Below are 15,417 nucleotides of genomic sequence, written 5' to 3' on the forward strand. Positions count from 1 at the left end.
AGGCTGGCCGGCGTGAAGGTCCTTGTCATCGGCGGCGGTGCCCGCGAGCACGCCCTGTGCCGTTCCCTGTCCCTCGACCCCGACGTGACGGCGCTGCACTGCGCCCCCGGCAACGCCGGGATCGCGGAGGTCGCCGAACTCCACCCCGTGGACCAGACGGACGGGGACGCGGTCGCCCGCCTCGCCGTCGAGCTGGGCAGCGAGCTGGTCGTGGTCGGGCCCGAGGCCCCCCTCGTCGCCGGCGTCGCCGACGCCGTGCGGGATGCGGGCATCCCCTGCTTCGGCCCCTCGAAGGAGGCCGCGCAGCTGGAGGGCTCCAAGGCCTTCGCCAAGGACGTGATGGCGGCGGCGAGCGTGCCCACCGCCCGCTCCTACGTGTGCACCACTCCCGAGGAGATCGACGAGGCGCTGGACGCCTTCGGGGCTCCGTACGTGGTGAAGGACGACGGTCTCGCGGCAGGCAAGGGCGTCGTCGTCACCGACGACCTCGCCGCGGCCCGTGAGCACGCGCTCGCCTGTGAGCGCGTCGTCATCGAGGAGTTCCTCGACGGCCCCGAGGTCTCCCTCTTCGCGATCACCGACGGCGTCACCGTCCTGCCGCTCCAGCCCGCGCAGGACTTCAAGCGCGCGCTCGACGGCGACGAGGGTCCCAACACCGGTGGCATGGGCGCCTATTCGCCGCTTCCGTGGGCCGACCCGAAGCTCGTCGGCGAGGTCATGGAGAGCGTGCTCCAGCCGACCGTCGACGAACTGCGCCGCCGCGGCACGCCGTTCTCCGGACTGCTGTACGCGGGCCTCGCGATCACCTCGCGGGGCGTGCGGGTCATCGAGTTCAACGCGCGCTTCGGCGACCCCGAGACCCAGGTCGTCCTCGCCCGCCTCCAGACCCCGCTCGCGGGCGTCCTGTTCCACGCGGCCAACGGCACCCTGGACGTACAGGCCCCGCTGGCCTGGCGCGACGACGCCGCCGTCACCGTGGTCATCGCCTCGCACAACTACCCCGCGACGCCCCGCACCGGGGACCCGATCGACGGTCTGGCCGAGGTCGCGGCCGAGGACGGGCCGACGGCGTACGTCCTGCACGCCGGGACCAGGCTCGACGGCGACGCGGTCGTCAGCGCGGGCGGCCGGGTCCTCTCGGTCACCGCGACCGGCCAGGACCTGACGCAGGCCCGCGAGCGGGCGTACACGGCGGTCGGCCGCATCCGCCTCGACGGCTCGCAGCACCGCACGGACATCGCCCGCGCGGCGGCCGAGGGCCAGGCCTGACGGACGCGGCCGACGCCCCGCGGCGCCCTTCACGCTCCGGTGGGCCCGGGCGCCCTCACCCTCCAGCGGGACCGGGGCGCCCCGCACCCATGGGCCCCGCTCACGCATGGGCCCCGCTCACGCATGGGCCCCGCTCACCCGTGGGCCCCGCTCACGCATGGGCCCCGCTCACCCGTGGGCCCCGCTCACCCGTGGGCCCCGCTCACCCGTGGGCCCCGCTCACCCGTGGGCCCCGCTCACCCGTGGGCCCCGCTCACTCATGGGCCCCGGGCGCCCCTCGCCCCTCCCGCGGCCGACGGCCCCCGGGCGCGTTCGCCTCACCCTCCGCCCCCCGTGTCCGCCCCCGTACTCCCACACCGGCCCGTCCCGGAACACTCACACCTTTACCCAAAGCCATTCCATCGAGTGACGGTCCCCCTATCGGGATGACTCCTGCCGGGGCCCCAACTAGGGTGCGGCGAAGGCGTTGCGGCACTTGGCCCACCGGCATTGCGATGTCAGTGGGCGGTGCCACAGTGGGGGAGTGAGCAAAGCCGTCGCAGGGCAGAGGGGGTGAAGTCCGGCCGTGTCCGATACCGGAATGGGTGCAGAGGCGGGCGCGCAGCACGCGCGTTCGCGGGCTCTCGCCGTGCTGCGGGTCCGTAGCAGGGCGCTGGCCGTGGCCCTGCTGCCGGCGGCAGTCGCCGTCGTGTTGATCGTCGCCGCCGCGCAGGGCCGTATCGAAGGCGGTGGCTGGAGCGCCGTGCGCTGGTCGGTCACCGCCGCTGCGTTGCTCGTGCTGCTGCTCGCGGCCGTCGTCGGGGCCGTGATCGTCCGGGCCAGGCCGGCCCTGTCCCCGACGGTGGACCTCGCCGAGTCGTCCGCCCCCGACCTGTACCGCCTGGTCAGGGACTTGGCGGAGCGCCTCGACGTGCCGCCGCCCTCGGCGATAGCCCTGACTCCGGACTGCGACAGCTGGCTGGAGGACCGCACACATCCGGCGCACGCCGGGCGGGGAGCGATGCCCGCTCGCTTCATACGCGGCGCCGATGCGGGTGCCCCGCGCGCCCGGCGGGTGCCGGTCGCGCCGGTCCTGGTCATCGGCTCGCCCTTCATGTGGTGGATGCGCGTCGGCGAGCTCCGCGCCATCCTCGCCCCGGTCGTCGCCGGTACGGGCCCCTCCGCGCACCCGGACATAGCGGCCGCCCGCCGGTTCGTAAGGGGTCTGGACGCGGCGGTGGGTCTCGGTGCCCGGCCCGGGCTCGACCCGGTGCGCCGCCTCGCCCTCGGCTTCGTCGGCTCGGTCGCCCGGCAGCTCCTGCGGGGCTGCCGGGTGCACGCCGCCGAGATGGAGCGCGGGGTCGCGGTCGCCGCGTCCGAGCGTGCCCAGACGGTGGACTACGGGGTGCGCATCGTCGCCCAGGAGCAGGTCGGGCTCGCCTACGCGGGCTGGGACCGGCTGCTGACCCGGGTCGCGCTGCCCGCCTGGCGGATGGGCCGCTGGCCCTCTCGGCTCGACGCGGGCGTGGTCTCCGCGCTCACCGAGCTGTCCCGGCGCGACCGGCTGGCCGAGGGGTTCACTTCGCGGCTCGGCGAGCGTCCGGCCTGCGACCTCCTGGAGGAGCCCGGCGCCGCCGACGAGGCGACCTCGCTGCTCGCCGCCCGGCTGTTCCACGGCGGCCCCGCCGAGCCGGGCCCCGACTGGGCGCCGGTCGACTGGGCCGCGTATCCGGAGGAGGTCGTGGACCGCAAGTGGCGCACCGAGGCCGCCCGGCTGCACCGGGTCCTGGACGCGCTGGACGAGCGGCGCGACGCGGAGTCCGCGGTGCCCACCCTGGCCCGTGTCATCGGCCACCTCGCGGGGACGGACGGCGAGGCCGCCGACCGTCTGGCCGCCCGGATCGCGGCCGAGGTGGCCGGCGAGGAGGCGGCGTCCGCCCCGCCCGCGCCCGGCCCCGAGGCCTGGGGCGTCGACGCGGTGCCGCTCCTCCCGCTCCAGCCGCCGCGTACGGGCCGGGAGTTGCTCGCCGACCACGTGACGGCGATGGTGTGCTGCGCCGCGGTCGACACGGCGGGCGCCCTGCCCGGGCTCGACTGGCTGGACGGTCCCTCGCTGCTCATCGACGACGTGCGCCGCTCGGATCTCACGTCTCCGGTGCTCGCCCTCGTCGAGGAGGGCGATCCGGACGAACTGCGCGGCTGGCTGTCCTCCGTCGGCGTCCGAGCGGAGAAGCCGGTCCGTCTGGTCTGAGGGGCGTACGGGGCCGCCCCCCCGGCGCCACCCCCGGGGGCGTCCCGCCTCCAACAGGGCCCCCAGGAGGGCGAGTTCGCCCTACATATCCGGAACATCGAGTTCCCCTTAACGTCAATTCGCGACGAACGGTGACGGAGTGCGTGCGTTATGTGATGTGCTGGGGACCGGTCGCGGACAGACCGCGCACCGCAGTCGCATCACTGTTGTCGCGGGGGACCGAGGGAGGGGAGTGGCATGGGGGCGGAACGGTCGGAACACATCCGGCGCTGGGAGTCCGGGGCCCTCGCGCACGCCGTCTCGGACCCCTTCGGGCAGGGCCCGCTGCCCTGGCTTCGCGGCAGTGAGACCTACTTCGACGACACCGGCCACGTGGTGCCCTGGTACGTGGACCACGTCCCGGTCCAGGAAGGCGTCCCGGCCCCTCGCCCGGCCCGCGTCACCGGGCCCCGCACCGCCGACGACGTACGCCGGCAGATCAAGGGGTTCGCCTCCAGCGGGGCCGTCGCGCCCGGCGAGGCCATCGACTTCCACATCACCGTGGACCCGCCGCAGCAGTTCACCGTCGACATCTACCGGATCGGCCACTACGGCGGCGACGGGGCCGCGAAGATCGCCACCAGCCCCCGGCTCTCCGGGATCGTCCAGCCGCCGCCGCTGACCGCGGACCGGACCGTCTCCTGCCATCACTGGTGGCAGTCCTGGCGCTACCAGGTGCCCTCGCACGCCTCGATCGGTGCCCATGTCGCGGTGCTGACCACCGCCGACGGCTACCGCTCGCACATCCCGTTCACCGTTCGCGACGACCACCCCGCGGACCTGCTCCTGCTGCTGCCCGACATCACCTGGCAGGCCTACAACCTCTACCCGGAGGACGGCCGCACCGGCGCCAGCCTCTACCACGCCTGGGACGAGGAGGGCCGGCTGCTCGGCGAGGAGGACGCGGCGATCACCGTCTCCTTCGACCGGCCGTACGCGGGCGCGGGCCTGCCCCTGCACGTGGGCCACGCCTACGACTTCATCCGCTGGGCCGAGCGCTACGGCTACGACCTCGCCTACGCCGACGCGCGCGACCTGCACGCCGGCCGCGTCGACGCCACCCGCTACCGCGGCCTGGTCTTTCCCGGCCACGACGAGTACTGGTCGGCCCCCATGCGCCGGGCCGTCGAGCTGGCCCGCGACGGCGGCACCTCGCTGGTCTTCCTGTCCGCCAACTCCCTCTACTGGCAAGTGGAGTTGGGACCCTCGCCGTCCGGGGTCCCGGACCGTCTGCTGACCTGCCGCAAGCGCCGCGGCCCCGGCCGTCCCGCCCTGTGGCGCGAGATCGCCCGGCCCGAGCAGCAACTCCTCGGCATCCAGTACGCGGGCCGCGTCCCCGAGCCGTACCCCTTGGTCGTCCGCAACGCGGACCACTGGCTGTGGGAGGCGACCGGGGCGGGCGACGGCGACGAGATCGAGGGCCTGGTCGCGGGCGAGGCCGACCGCTACTACCCGCGCACCGCACTCCCCGAGCACCAGGACCGCATCCTGCTCGCCCACTCCCCGTACCGGGACAGCGAGCAGCACGCCCGGCACCAGGAGACGTCCCTGTACCGGGCCCCCTCCGGCGCGCTCGTCTTCGCCTCGGGCACCTTCGCCTGGTCCCCGGCGCTCGACCGGCCCGGCCATGTGGACTCCCGCATCCAGCGGGCCACGGCCAACCTCCTCGACCGCATCTGCAAGCGGGACTGACGCCGGTCGCGGGCGGGTCGCGGCGCGGCGGGTGCCGGGGCCCGACCCGCGACGCCGGTTCCCGGCCGCATGCGAGAGAATCGGAACCGCTCCTGGATCAACCTACGCGGAGGAACCGTGTCCGGATTCGTAGAAAAGCCCGAGCCGCTGCAGGTGCCGGGCCTGACCCACCTCCACACGGGCAAGGTGCGTGACCTCTATCAGAACGAGGCGGGCGACCTCGTCATGGTCGCCAGCGACCGGATCTCCGCGTACGACTGGGTGCTGCCCACGGAGATCCCCGACAAGGGCCGGGTCCTGACCCAGCTCTCGCTGTGGTGGTTCGACCTGCTCGCCGACCTGGTGCCCAACCACGTCATCTCCAGCGAGGTCCCGGCCGGCGCCCCCGCCGACTGGGCGGGCCGCACCCTGGTGTGCAAGTCGCTGGAGATGGTCCCGGTGGAGTGCGTGGCCCGCGGCTATCTCGCCGGCTCCGGCCTCGTGGAGTACGACGAGTCCCGTACGGTGTGCGGCCTCGCGCTGCCCGAAGGCCTGATCAACGGGTCCGAGCTGCCCGCGCCGATCTTCACGCCCGCCACCAAGGCCGCCGTCGGCGAGCACGACGAGAACGTGAGCTACGAGGAGGTGGCCCGCCAGATCGGCGCGGAGACCGCCGCCCAGCTGCGCCAGGCCACCCTCGCCGTCTACGGCCGGGCCCGTGACATCGCGCGCGAGCAGGGCATCATCCTCGCGGACACCAAGTTCGAGTTCGGCTTCGCGGGCGAGGAGCTCGTGATCGCGGACGAGGTGCTCACCCCGGACTCCTCGCGCTTCTGGCCGGCCGCGACCTGGGAGCCGGGCCGTGACCAGCCCTCCTACGACAAGCAGTACGTCCGCGACTGGCTGACCTCGCCCGACTCCGGCTGGGACCGCAAGAGCGAGCAGCCGCCGCCCGCGCTGCCGCAGCAGGTCGTGGACGCGACGCGGGGCAAGTACATCGAGGCGTACGAGCAGCTCACCGGCACCAGCTGGGCGTAGCCGGACAGCAAGAAGCCCCCCGGTCTTCCGACCGGGGGGCTTCTTGTTCGTGGAGCGAACGACGAGGTTCGAACTCGCGACATCCACCTTGGCAAGGTGGTGCTCTACCAGCTGAGCTACGTTCGCATGCGCCGTGGCGCGGAGACCACTATACCCAACCTCGCTCGCGAGCGAGACGCACCGCCGTGTGACGGTTCTCCGCGCCCAGCTTCGCGGCGGCCGATGAGAGGTAGTTGCGGACCGTTCCCTGGGACAGCGCGGCCCGCTCGGCGATCTCCGCGACGGGGGCCCCGTCGGTCGCGAACCCGAGCACCTCGGCCTCGCGCACGGTCAGTGGGGAGTCCCCGGCGGAGATCGCGTCGGCCGCCAACTCCGGGTCCACGTAACGGTTTCCGGCGTGCACCGACCGGATGATCTCGGCGAGCCGCCGGGCGCTCACGGTCTTCGGCACGAAGCCCCGCACCCCCGCCGAAAGGGCCCGCTTGAGATGGCCCGGCCGCCCGTGACTGGTCACGATCATGGTCCGGCAGGACGGCAGTTCTGCCCGCAGTTTTGTGGCCACCGTCACACCGTCCGCACCCGGCATCTCCAGATCGAGGACCGCCACATCGGGCCGGTGGGCCCGGGCCATCGCGAGTGCCTCGGGTCCCGAGGCGGCCTCCGCGACGACCTCCAGGTCGTCCTCCAGGCCGAGCAGGGCCGCGAGCGCGCCCCGGATCAGGTGCTCGTCGTCGGCGAGCAGCACCCGCACCCGGGTCATCGGGGCACCTGCGCGGTCAGCCGGAACAGCCCGTCGCCCGCCGGGCCCGCCTCCAGGGTGCCGCCGAGCGCCGAGAGCCGCTCGCGCAGGCCCGCGAGCCCGGAGCCCGGGGTGGTGTTCGGCCGCTCCGGTACGCCGTCGTTCTCGACGACCAGGGTCGCGGTGTGCTCGGCGACCGCGAGGCGGATCGCCACGCTGCGGGCGTCCCCGTGCCGCAGCACATTGGTGGTGGCCTCGCGCACCACCCAGCCGAGCGCCGACTGCGCCTCGACGGTCAGGCCCTCGGCCGGCCCGCTGTACGCACAGCCGATCCCGGCCGCCTCCAGGACCCCTCGGGCACCCTCGATCTCGACGCCGAGGTCCGCCTCGCGATAGCCGCGCACCACTTCCCGTACCTCCTTCTGCGATTCCTGGGCGATGCGCTGCACCTCCACCATCTGTGCCACCGCCTCCGGCCGGCCGCGCTGGGCGAGCTGGACGGCGAGTTCCGCCTTGAGCGCGATGACCGCGAGATTGCGGCCGAGCACGTCGTGCATGTCCCGCCCGAAGCGCAGCCGCTCCTCGGCGACGGCGAGGCGGGCCTCGGTCTCGCGGGCCCGGTCCGACTCCCACATCACCGCGAGCGTCCAAGCCCCGCAGCGTGCCATGAGCAGGATGTAGATGCCGGACAGGGCGACCACGAGCGCCAGGTAGACCAGCCGCTCGCCGCGCACCCCGAACGCCGCGAAGACGGCCGCGGTCGCCAGGCCGAGCAGCGCGAACCGGCGCAGGAACGTCCAGGGCTTGAGGAGCGTGCTGTACGTCATCCCGAACGGCATCACGATGTAGAGCACGACCATCACGAGTTCGGCCTCCTTGAGGCCGTGCGCCGCGTAGAGGCCACCGAGCAGGACGAGCGAGAGCAGACAGAGCGCGAGCGACACCAGGACCGGGCGGCGCGGCATGGGGCCGCGCCCCAGGTACTGGTCGAGCGCGCCGCGGTGGGCCCGGATGCCCTGGTGGGCCTGGGCCGCGCCCGCGGCGAGCGTGGCGAGGGCGAGGGCGAGCGGCAGCCGTGCGTGCGGCAGTTCCAGGAGCACGAACGGCACTTCCCAGCTGAGGTAGAAGAACCACGTCGTGCACAGCCAGATCAGCCGGCTCTGCTTCTCCACCTTCTCGACCCTGCTGAGGTCCCCCCAGTGGCGTTGGTACCAGCCACGTATTCCGCCGACCACGCCGTCGCCCCCTCGTCTCAGCGCCGCGGCTCCCAGCGGAAGCGCTTGCGCACGACCACTACCGCGATGAGCGTCCAGACAACCACGACGAGCAGCTCCCGCAGTACGTCCCCCACCCCGGCGCCGCCCGTCCAGCCGCTCCTGATCAGCTGGATCACCGGGGTCAGCGGCAGCATGTCGCACACCGCGGCCACCTTGTCGGGAAGGAGGTCGGTGGGCACGATCAGGCCCGACGCGGCGGTGGAGACCAACATCAGCGGCATGACCGCGATCTGGGCGGCCTCGGCGGTCCTGGTGAGGGCGGCGGTCGCCGCGGCGAGCGCACCCGTCATGGCCATGCCGAGCAGGAGGCCGACGACCGCGAGCCACCACGCCCCGGGCAGCGGCACGTGCAGCCACGCCGAGCAGCCCACCACGAGCAGCGCGGACTGCGCGAGGGCGATGAGCACCGCGGGCAGTGCCGCCCCCGCCAGGATCTCCCGGTCGTGCAGCTCGCCGGTGCGCAGCCGCTTCAGGACGAGCTCTTCCCGGCGTACGACGTAGATGCCGACCAGCGGCGAGTACAGGGCGAACAGCAGGGCGAAGCCGAGCGAGCCGGGCAGCAGCACGGTTCCGGCGTTCAGCCCCTGCTTGCCCAGGTCGACGCTGTTGACCGTCCCGTACATGGAGACGGTGAGCGTGGCCGGCAGCAGCAGCACGGTGAACAGCGTGGACTTGTTGCGGCCGAGCAGGGTGAGTTCGGCGCGGGCGAGCGCCGACATGCGGTCGGCCGAGCTCTTCAGGGCCCGCGCGGGCTCCAGTACCGGGCTCCGCGCCGCGTCCAGGGTGGTGCTCATCGGACGGCCTCCCTTTCCGCGTTGTCGCCGCGCCGGTCCTGCGCGATCTTCAGGAACGCCTCTTCGAGGGAGGCCGAGCGCACATCGAGCCCCCGCAGCTCGACCCCGCTGTCCCGGGCCCACAACAGCAGCCCGGTGGCGGCGAGTTGGAGCTCCTTGGTCTTCAGCCGCACGGTGCGCCCCGCCCTCTCGTGGCTGGTGATGCCGAGCCGGTCGAGCGGCGGCAGGTCGCCCAGGTGGTAGCCGTCGGGCAGCTCGAAGGAGATGTGCGAGGGCTGCGCCGCGACGACCTCGTCGACCCGGCCGCTCGCCGCGATGCGCCCCTCGTGCAGGATCGCGAGCCGCTCGGCGAGCGCTTCGGCCTCCTCCAGGTAGTGGGTGGTGAGCAGCACGGTGGTGCCGCCGTCGCGCAGCGCGCGCACCAACTCCCAGGTCTCGCGCCGCCCTTCGGCGTCCAGGCCCGTCGTCGGCTCGTCGAGGAAGAGCACCTCGGGCCGGGCGAGCAGCGCGAGCGCCAGGTCGAGCCGGCGCTTCTCGCCGCCGGAGAGCTGCTTGACCCGTACCTGGGAGCGCCGGGCCAGGTCGACGAGTTCGAGCGCCTCCGCCACCGGCCGGGCGCCGCTGGTGCAGCCCGCCCACATGCGTACCGTCTCGGCGACGGTCAGCTCGGCGGGGAAGCCGCCCTCCTGGAGCATCACCCCGGTCCGGTGGCGCACCGCGCCGCGTTCGGTGTACGGGTCGTGCCCGAGCACCCGGACGCTGCCGCCACTGGGCGGGGCGAGTCCTTCGAGGAGTTCGACGGTGGAGGTCTTCCCCGCCCCGTTGGTGCCGAGCAGCGCGAAGAGTTCGCCGCGTGCCACGGAGAAGGAGATTCCGGAAACGGCCTCGAAGCCCCCGGCGTAGGTGCGCCGCAGCTCCTCGACCTCGATCACGTTCGCTGTGCCTGCCATGCCTCAAGCGTTCCGCCGCCGGGGCCGCCGGGGCAGTGCGCGCTGTCATCGCCGCACATGACAAATGTCAGGAGCGGAACGGCACTTGGCCGGGTAGGGACCGACCGGGCACGCGCGCGGCCGGACATACGACCAAGGCCCCGGTTCGATGAACCGGGGCCTTGATCTTTCCTGAGCGGACGACGAGATTCGAACTCGCGACCCTCACCTTGGCAAGGTGATGCTCTACCAACTGAGCCACGTCCGCATGCCTCCGACCAGCTCTCACTGGACGGCGCGAGCACTACCCTACCTGATCCACAACCGTGGCCGGCAGGCAATGCAGAGCGGGTGACAGGAATTGCACACTGCGCCTCCCCCCTGGAAGGGGGGTGTTCTACTACTGAACTACACCCGCACGCTCCGGTGGACTTGGCTTTTCGGCCTTGCCCCTCGGCGTGCTCCAGACTCTAGCTGATCAGCAGGGGGGGTTTGCAACTCCGGTGCCCGGGGCGGCCGCAGGACCACCCCGGACCGGAGGTCAGCTCGCCTGGGCGAAGGCCTCGTAGACCTTCTTGGGGATCCGGCCGCGGGCCGGCACGTCCATCTTGTTGGAGCGTGCCCAGGCGCGGACGGCCGCCGGGTCGGGCGCGACGGAGGTGTGCCGGTAGGTCTTCCCGGACTTCGCGTGCTTGCGGCCCGCCGTCACGTAAGGCGCGAGCGCCTTGCGCAGTTTCTTTGCATTGGCGGGATTGAGGTCGATCTCGTAGACCTTTCCGTCCAGGCCGAACGTGACCGTTTCCGCCGCTTCTCCGCCGTCGATGTCATCGGAGAGTGTGACCACTACGCGCTGAGCCACGGATATCGGTTCCTTCCTACGGTCTCGCCACTCCCGCGTTCCTGACGTGCGGCGATACCGGCCTTCCGGCTGTTATGGAGCAATGTTGTTTTGGCTGGGATTCCTTTGTACAGCGGCACCCATTGCAATGTGAAGCCCAGCCAATTGCATCAGCGTGTCTCAACGCAATGACTTCGGCGACTTTTTCTCGGGATTTTTCCCACGTGTTGTCGCGGCCGAAACCGGAACGTGATCAGGCCTCGACTATATCTACCCGCGTAGATTTTTTGGCCGGGTACTGTGGTGGAACCGCCTTCGCACCACACCACACCGGGAGTGCCAGTGGCACGCGTCGTAGTCGACGTCATGCTCAAGCCGGAAATCCTCGACCCGCAGGGACAGGCGGTGCAGCGCGCACTGCCCCGTCTCGGCTTCGAGGGGATCGGCGACGTACGTCAGGGAAAGCGTTTCGAGCTCGAGGTCGAGGGGCCGGTCGACGAGGCCGCCCTCGCCCGCATCCACGAGATGGCCGAGACCTTCCTCGCCAACACCGTCATCGAAGACTTCACCGTCAAGGTCGAGGAGCAGTCCAAGTGACTGCACGCATCGGCGTTGTCACCTTCCCCGGCACGCTGGACGACCGGGACAGTCTGCGGGCCGTGCGCATCGCCGGCGCCGAGCCGGTCCCGCTCTGGCACCGTGACAAGGACCTCAAGCAGGTCGACGCGGTCGTCCTGGCCGGCGGGTTCAGTTACGGCGACTACCTGCGGGCCGGGGCCATCTCCCGGTTCTCGCCGGTGATGGAGACGGTCATCGAGCAGGCGAAGGCCGGCATGCCGGTCCTCGGTATCTGCAACGGCTTCCAGATCCTCACCGAGTCGCACCTGCTGCCGGGCGCCATGCTCCGCAACAACCACCTGCACTTCATCTGCCGCGAGCAGAAGCTGCGGGTGGAGAACGCGGAGACCGCCTGGACCGCCGACTACGAGGCCGGCCAGGAGATCCAGGTTCCGCTCAAGAACATGGACGGCCGCTACGTCGCCGACGAGCGCACGCTCGACGAGCTGGAGGCCGAGGGCCGGGTCGCCTTCCGCTACCTGGACCTGAACCCCAACGGCTCGCTCCGCGACATCGCCGGCATCACCAACGCCGCCGGAAACGTCGTCGGCCTGATGCCGCACCCCGAGCACGCCGTGGAGCCGCTGATCGGTACGGGGCGTACCGACGGCCTCGGATTCTTCACCTCGATCCTGAAGAAGCTGGTCAACGCATGAGCCTCGACACCGTCAAGCACGCCGCCGAGACCCCGGACGTCGAGCAGCCCTGGAAGGAGCTCGGCCTCAAGGAGGACGAGTACGCGCGCATCCGGGAGATCCTCGGCCGCCGCCCGACCGGCGCCGAGCTCGCCATGTACTCCGTCATGTGGTCCGAGCACTGCTCGTACAAGAGCAGCAAGGTCCATCTGAAGCAGTTCGGCGACAAGGTCCCCGAGAACGACGCGATGCTGGTCGGCATCGGCGAGAACGCGGGCGTCGTGGACGTCGGCCAGGGGTACGCGGTCACCTTCAAGGTCGAGTCGCACAACCACCCCAGCTACATCGAGCCCTACCAGGGCGCGGCCACCGGCGTCGGCGGCATCGTCCGCGACATCCTCGCCATGGGTGCCCGCCCGGTCGCGGTCGTCGACCCGCTGCGCTTCGGCGCGGCCGACCACCCCGACACCAAGCGCGTGCTGCCCGGTGTCGTCGCGGGCATCGGCGGCTACGGCAACTGCCTGGGCCTGCCCAACATCGGCGGCGAGGTCGTCTTCGACGCCTGCTACCAGGGCAACCCGCTGGTCAACGCCGGCTGCATCGGCGTGATGAAGCACGAGGACATCCACCTCGCCAAGGCGTCGGGTCCCGGCAACAAGGTCGTTCTGTACGGCGCCCGCACCGGCGGCGACGGCATCGGCGGCGTCTCGGTGCTCGCCTCGGAGACCTTCGAGTCGACCGGCCCGGCCAAGCGCCCGGCCGTCCAGGTCGGCGACCCCTTCCAGGAGAAGCTCCTCATCGAGTGCACCCTGGAGATCTTCAAGGAGAAGCTGGTCGCGGGCATCCAGGACCTGGGTGGCGCGGGCCTGTCGTGCGCGACCTCGGAGCTTGCGAGCGCCGGTTCCGGCGGCATGCGGGTCGAGCTGGACACCGTGCCGCTGCGCGACTCCTCCCTCTCGCCCGAGGAAATCCTCATGAGCGAGTCGCAGGAGCGCATGTGCGCGGTCGTCGAGCCGCAGCACATCGAGCGCTTCATGGAGATCTGCGAGAAGTGGGACGTCATCGCCACCGTCATCGGTGAGGTGACCGAGGGCTCCCAGCTGGAGATCTTCTGGCACGGCGAGCAGATCGTGGACGTGCCGCCGCGCACCGTCGCGCACGAGGGTCCGGTCTACCACCGCCCGTTCGCCCGCCCCTCCTGGCAGGACGCGCTCCAGGCCGACGACGCGGGCAAGCTGGCGCGCCCGCGGTCGGGCGACGAGCTGAAGGACCAGGTCCTCCGGCTGGTCGGCTCCCCGAACCAGGCCTCCAAGGCGTGGATCACCGACCAGTACGACCGTTTCGTGCAGGGCAACACGGTGCTCGCCATGCCCGAGGACGCGGGCATGGTCCGGATCGACGAGGAGTCGAACCTGGGCGTGGCCATGGCGACCGACGGCAACGGCCGGTACGCCAAGCTCGACCCGTACACCGGCGCCCAGCTCGCGCTCGCCGAGGCCTACCGCAATGTGGCGGCCTCCGGCGCGAAGCCGCTCGCCATCTCGGACTGCCTCAACTTCGGCTCCCCCGAGGACCCGGACGTGATGTGGCAGTTCGCCGAGGCCACCCGTGGTCTCGCGGACGGCTGCCTCCAGCTCGGCACCCCGGTGACCGGCGGCAACGTCTCGCTGTACAACCAGACCGGCGAGACCGCCATCCACCCGACCCCGGTGGTCGCGGTGCTCGGTGTGATCGACGACGTGAACCGGCGCACCCCGATCGCGTTCGCCAACGAGGGGCAGCTGCTCTACCTCCTCGGTGACACCCGCGAGGAGTTCGGCGGCTCGGCCTGGTCCCAGGTCGTCCACGACCACCTGGGCGGTCTGCCGCCCCAGGTCGACCTGGACCGCGAGAAGCTGCTCGGCGAGATCCTGATCTCGGGTTCGCGCGACGGCATGATCGACGCCGCGCACGACCTGTCCGACGGCGGTCTGGTCCAGGCCGTGGCCGAGTCCTGCCTCAAGGGCGGCAACGGCGCCCGCCTGGTCGTCCCGGACGGCCTGGACGCGTTCACGTTCCTGTTCAGCGAGTCGGCCGGCCGCGCCGTCGTGTCCGTGCCGCGCTCGGAGGAGCTGCGCTTCACCGACATGTGCGGGGCGCGTGGCCTTCCGGCCACCCGCATCGGTGTCGTGGACGGCGAATCCATCGAGGTCCAGGGCGAGTTCAGCCTCGGTCTCGCGGAGCTGCGCTCGGCCCACGAGGCGACGATCCCCGCGCTGCTGGCCTAGTACGCGCCAACGCCTCGGCCCCGTACCCCAGTTGATGGGTACGGGGCCGAAGTGCGCTCAGGCGGCGACGAGTTGCCTGCCCTTCGTCGCCGGTACGGATGCGGCCCGCGTGTCGGCGGGCAGCCGCGCGGCGAGCACCGCGGCGAGGGCCGTGACCCCGGCCGCCGCGCCGCCGAGCGCGCCGAGCGGGCGTTCGCGAAGGTCGAAACGGGTCTCGGGAGCTATCCCGGACCGAAGCGGGCCCCGAAGTAGGCTCGGCCGCATGCCCCCGGCCAAGAAGCGCACCCGCAGGTACGACCCGGTCAAGATCCGGGCCGCCGTCCTCGCCCAGTTCGGCAACGTACGCGACGCCGTCCGCACCCTCACGCCCGAGCAGCTCGCCCGGCCGACCCGGCTCGGCGACTGGACGGTGCGTGAGCTCGCCGTGCACCACACCATGGCGCTCGGCATGCTGGACCGCCAGCTCGCCGAGGCGGAGCCGCTGAAGCAGGAGGTCGCGCTGCTCGACTGGCCGTTCGCCACGGCGCCCGCGGCGGCTCAAGTGGCCGATCGGACAAGGGAGTTGGCCGCCTCCGTCGACGACCTCGACGCGCTCTTCGAGCAGCGGGCCGCCCGGGCCGCGGAGCTCTTCGCGAGCACCGCGGACGAGCGCCTCGTGCCGACCCGGTTCGGCGCGATGACCTTCGCCGATGTGCTGGTGACGCGGACCGTCGAACTCGCCGTCCACACCGACGACTTGAACGACGCGCTGCCCGAACTCGACGTCCTCCACGACCGCCAGGCCCTCGCCGCGTGCACCCGGCTGCTCGCCGACGCGCTCGCCGTGAAGGCGCCCGGCGGCTCGGTCGAGGTGCGGATTCCGCCGTACGCGGTGGTCCAGTGCGTGGCGGGCCCCAAGCACACCCGGGGCACCCCGCCCAACGTCGTCGAGACCGACCCGATCACCTGGATGCGCCTCGCCACCGGACGCCTCGGCTGGGCCGAGGCGCTCGACGCGGCGCGGGTCGCGGCGAGCGGCGAGCGGGCGGACCTCGCCGCGGTGCTGCCGGTGATGGCGTGACCGGCCGAACTCC

General features: G+C 72.2%; 14 protein-coding genes and 3 tRNA genes. 8 read left to right on the forward strand and 9 right to left on the reverse strand.

The window, feature by feature from the left end:
- Positions 1-12 precede the first annotated feature (12 nt).
- From purD to IE267_RS26225, 4 genes are all read left to right on the forward strand, one after another.
- Positions 13-1,269, forward strand: a complete 1,257-nt coding sequence (purD, locus tag IE267_RS26210) for a phosphoribosylamine--glycine ligase (RefSeq protein WP_189764911.1) — start codon at positions 13-15, stop codon at positions 1,267-1,269.
- A gap of 565 nt (positions 1,270-1,834) precedes the next feature.
- A complete protein-coding gene (locus IE267_RS26215) occupies positions 1,835-3,499 on the forward strand; it encodes a M48 family metalloprotease (RefSeq protein WP_189764912.1) in 1,665 nt (554 codons plus the stop codon).
- A 237-nt stretch (positions 3,500-3,736) separates the two neighbouring features.
- Entirely contained in the window at positions 3,737-5,230 is a 1,494-nt protein-coding gene (locus tag IE267_RS26220; protein WP_167158268.1) for a N,N-dimethylformamidase beta subunit family domain-containing protein, read from the forward strand.
- Positions 5,231-5,347: 117 nt separating this feature from the next.
- Positions 5,348-6,247, forward strand: a complete 900-nt coding sequence (locus IE267_RS26225; RefSeq protein ID WP_167158266.1) for a phosphoribosylaminoimidazolesuccinocarboxamide synthase — start codon at positions 5,348-5,350, stop codon at positions 6,245-6,247.
- Between the two features lie 50 nt (positions 6,248-6,297).
- Here the strand turns inward: IE267_RS26225 and IE267_RS26230 are convergent.
- The 8 genes from IE267_RS26230 to IE267_RS26265 all read right to left on the reverse strand — a co-directional run bounded on the left by IE267_RS26230 (position 6,298) and on the right by IE267_RS26265 (position 10,845).
- Positions 6,298-6,373: transfer RNA gene (locus IE267_RS26230), tRNA-Gly, on the reverse strand.
- 22 nt (positions 6,374-6,395) lie between these two features.
- Positions 6,396-7,007, reverse strand: coding sequence for a response regulator transcription factor (locus IE267_RS26235; protein WP_189764913.1), 612 nt, complete (start codon positions 7,005-7,007; stop codon positions 6,396-6,398).
- Positions 7,004-8,158 (reverse strand): sensor histidine kinase, encoded by a 1,155-nt coding sequence (locus IE267_RS26240; protein WP_229861422.1) that lies wholly within the window; start codon positions 8,156-8,158, stop codon positions 7,004-7,006. Before IE267_RS26240 ends, IE267_RS26235 begins: the two co-directional genes overlap by 4 nt.
- An 80-nt stretch (positions 8,159-8,238) precedes the next feature.
- Complete coding sequence (locus IE267_RS26245; RefSeq protein WP_229861423.1) at positions 8,239-9,057, reverse strand: ABC transporter permease; 819 nt, start codon at positions 9,055-9,057, stop codon at positions 8,239-8,241.
- Positions 9,054-10,007: an ABC transporter ATP-binding protein gene (locus IE267_RS26250; RefSeq protein ID WP_189764914.1), complete on the reverse strand. Its 954-nt coding sequence runs from the start codon at positions 10,005-10,007 to the stop codon at positions 9,054-9,056. The genes IE267_RS26245 and IE267_RS26250 overlap by 4 nt, the downstream gene beginning before the upstream one ends.
- A gap of 174 nt (positions 10,008-10,181) precedes the next feature.
- Positions 10,182-10,254 (reverse strand) — tRNA-Gly (locus IE267_RS26255).
- Positions 10,255-10,332: 78 nt separating this feature from the next.
- Positions 10,333-10,404: transfer RNA gene (locus IE267_RS26260), tRNA-Gly, on the reverse strand.
- Positions 10,405-10,527: 123 nt separating this feature from the next.
- Positions 10,528-10,845, reverse strand: a complete 318-nt coding sequence (locus IE267_RS26265; protein WP_100579828.1) for a histone-like nucleoid-structuring protein Lsr2 — start codon at positions 10,843-10,845, stop codon at positions 10,528-10,530.
- A 315-nt stretch (positions 10,846-11,160) separates the two neighbouring features.
- On the opposite strand from IE267_RS26265, the gene purS reads away from it, so the two are divergent.
- The 3 genes from purS to purL are packed head-to-tail and all read left to right on the forward strand — an operon-like array spanning position 11,161 to position 14,344.
- Positions 11,161-11,421, forward strand: a complete 261-nt coding sequence (purS, locus tag IE267_RS26270) for a phosphoribosylformylglycinamidine synthase subunit PurS (RefSeq protein ID WP_078966365.1) — start codon at positions 11,161-11,163, stop codon at positions 11,419-11,421.
- Positions 11,418-12,098, forward strand: a complete 681-nt coding sequence (purQ, locus tag IE267_RS26275) for a phosphoribosylformylglycinamidine synthase subunit PurQ (RefSeq protein ID WP_161246944.1) — start codon at positions 11,418-11,420, stop codon at positions 12,096-12,098. Before purS ends, purQ begins: the two co-directional genes overlap by 4 nt.
- Positions 12,095-14,344 (forward strand): phosphoribosylformylglycinamidine synthase subunit PurL, encoded by a 2,250-nt coding sequence (purL, locus tag IE267_RS26280; protein ID WP_189764915.1) that lies wholly within the window; start codon positions 12,095-12,097, stop codon positions 14,342-14,344. The genes purQ and purL overlap by 4 nt, the downstream gene beginning before the upstream one ends.
- A gap of 57 nt (positions 14,345-14,401) precedes the next feature.
- Here purL and IE267_RS26285 read toward each other — a convergent pair whose 3' ends face one another.
- The gene (locus tag IE267_RS26285; protein WP_189764916.1) at positions 14,402-14,608 is read right to left on the reverse strand and encodes a hypothetical protein; all 207 of its coding nucleotides are present in this window, start codon (positions 14,606-14,608) and stop codon (positions 14,402-14,404) included.
- Here IE267_RS26285 and IE267_RS26290 point away from each other — a divergent pair.
- On the forward strand, positions 14,607-15,404 hold the full coding sequence (locus IE267_RS26290) for a maleylpyruvate isomerase family mycothiol-dependent enzyme (RefSeq protein ID WP_189764917.1): 798 nt from the start codon (positions 14,607-14,609) through the stop codon (positions 15,402-15,404). The two genes, IE267_RS26285 and IE267_RS26290, sit on opposite strands and share 2 nt — an antisense overlap.
- The last annotated feature ends 13 nt before the right edge of the window (positions 15,405-15,417 follow it).

Origin of the sequence: Streptomyces xanthochromogenes (assembly GCF_014650455.1) — a bacterium.
In the GTDB taxonomy this organism is placed as follows: Bacteria; Actinomycetota; Actinomycetes; order Streptomycetales; family Streptomycetaceae; genus Streptomyces; species Streptomyces xanthochromogenes.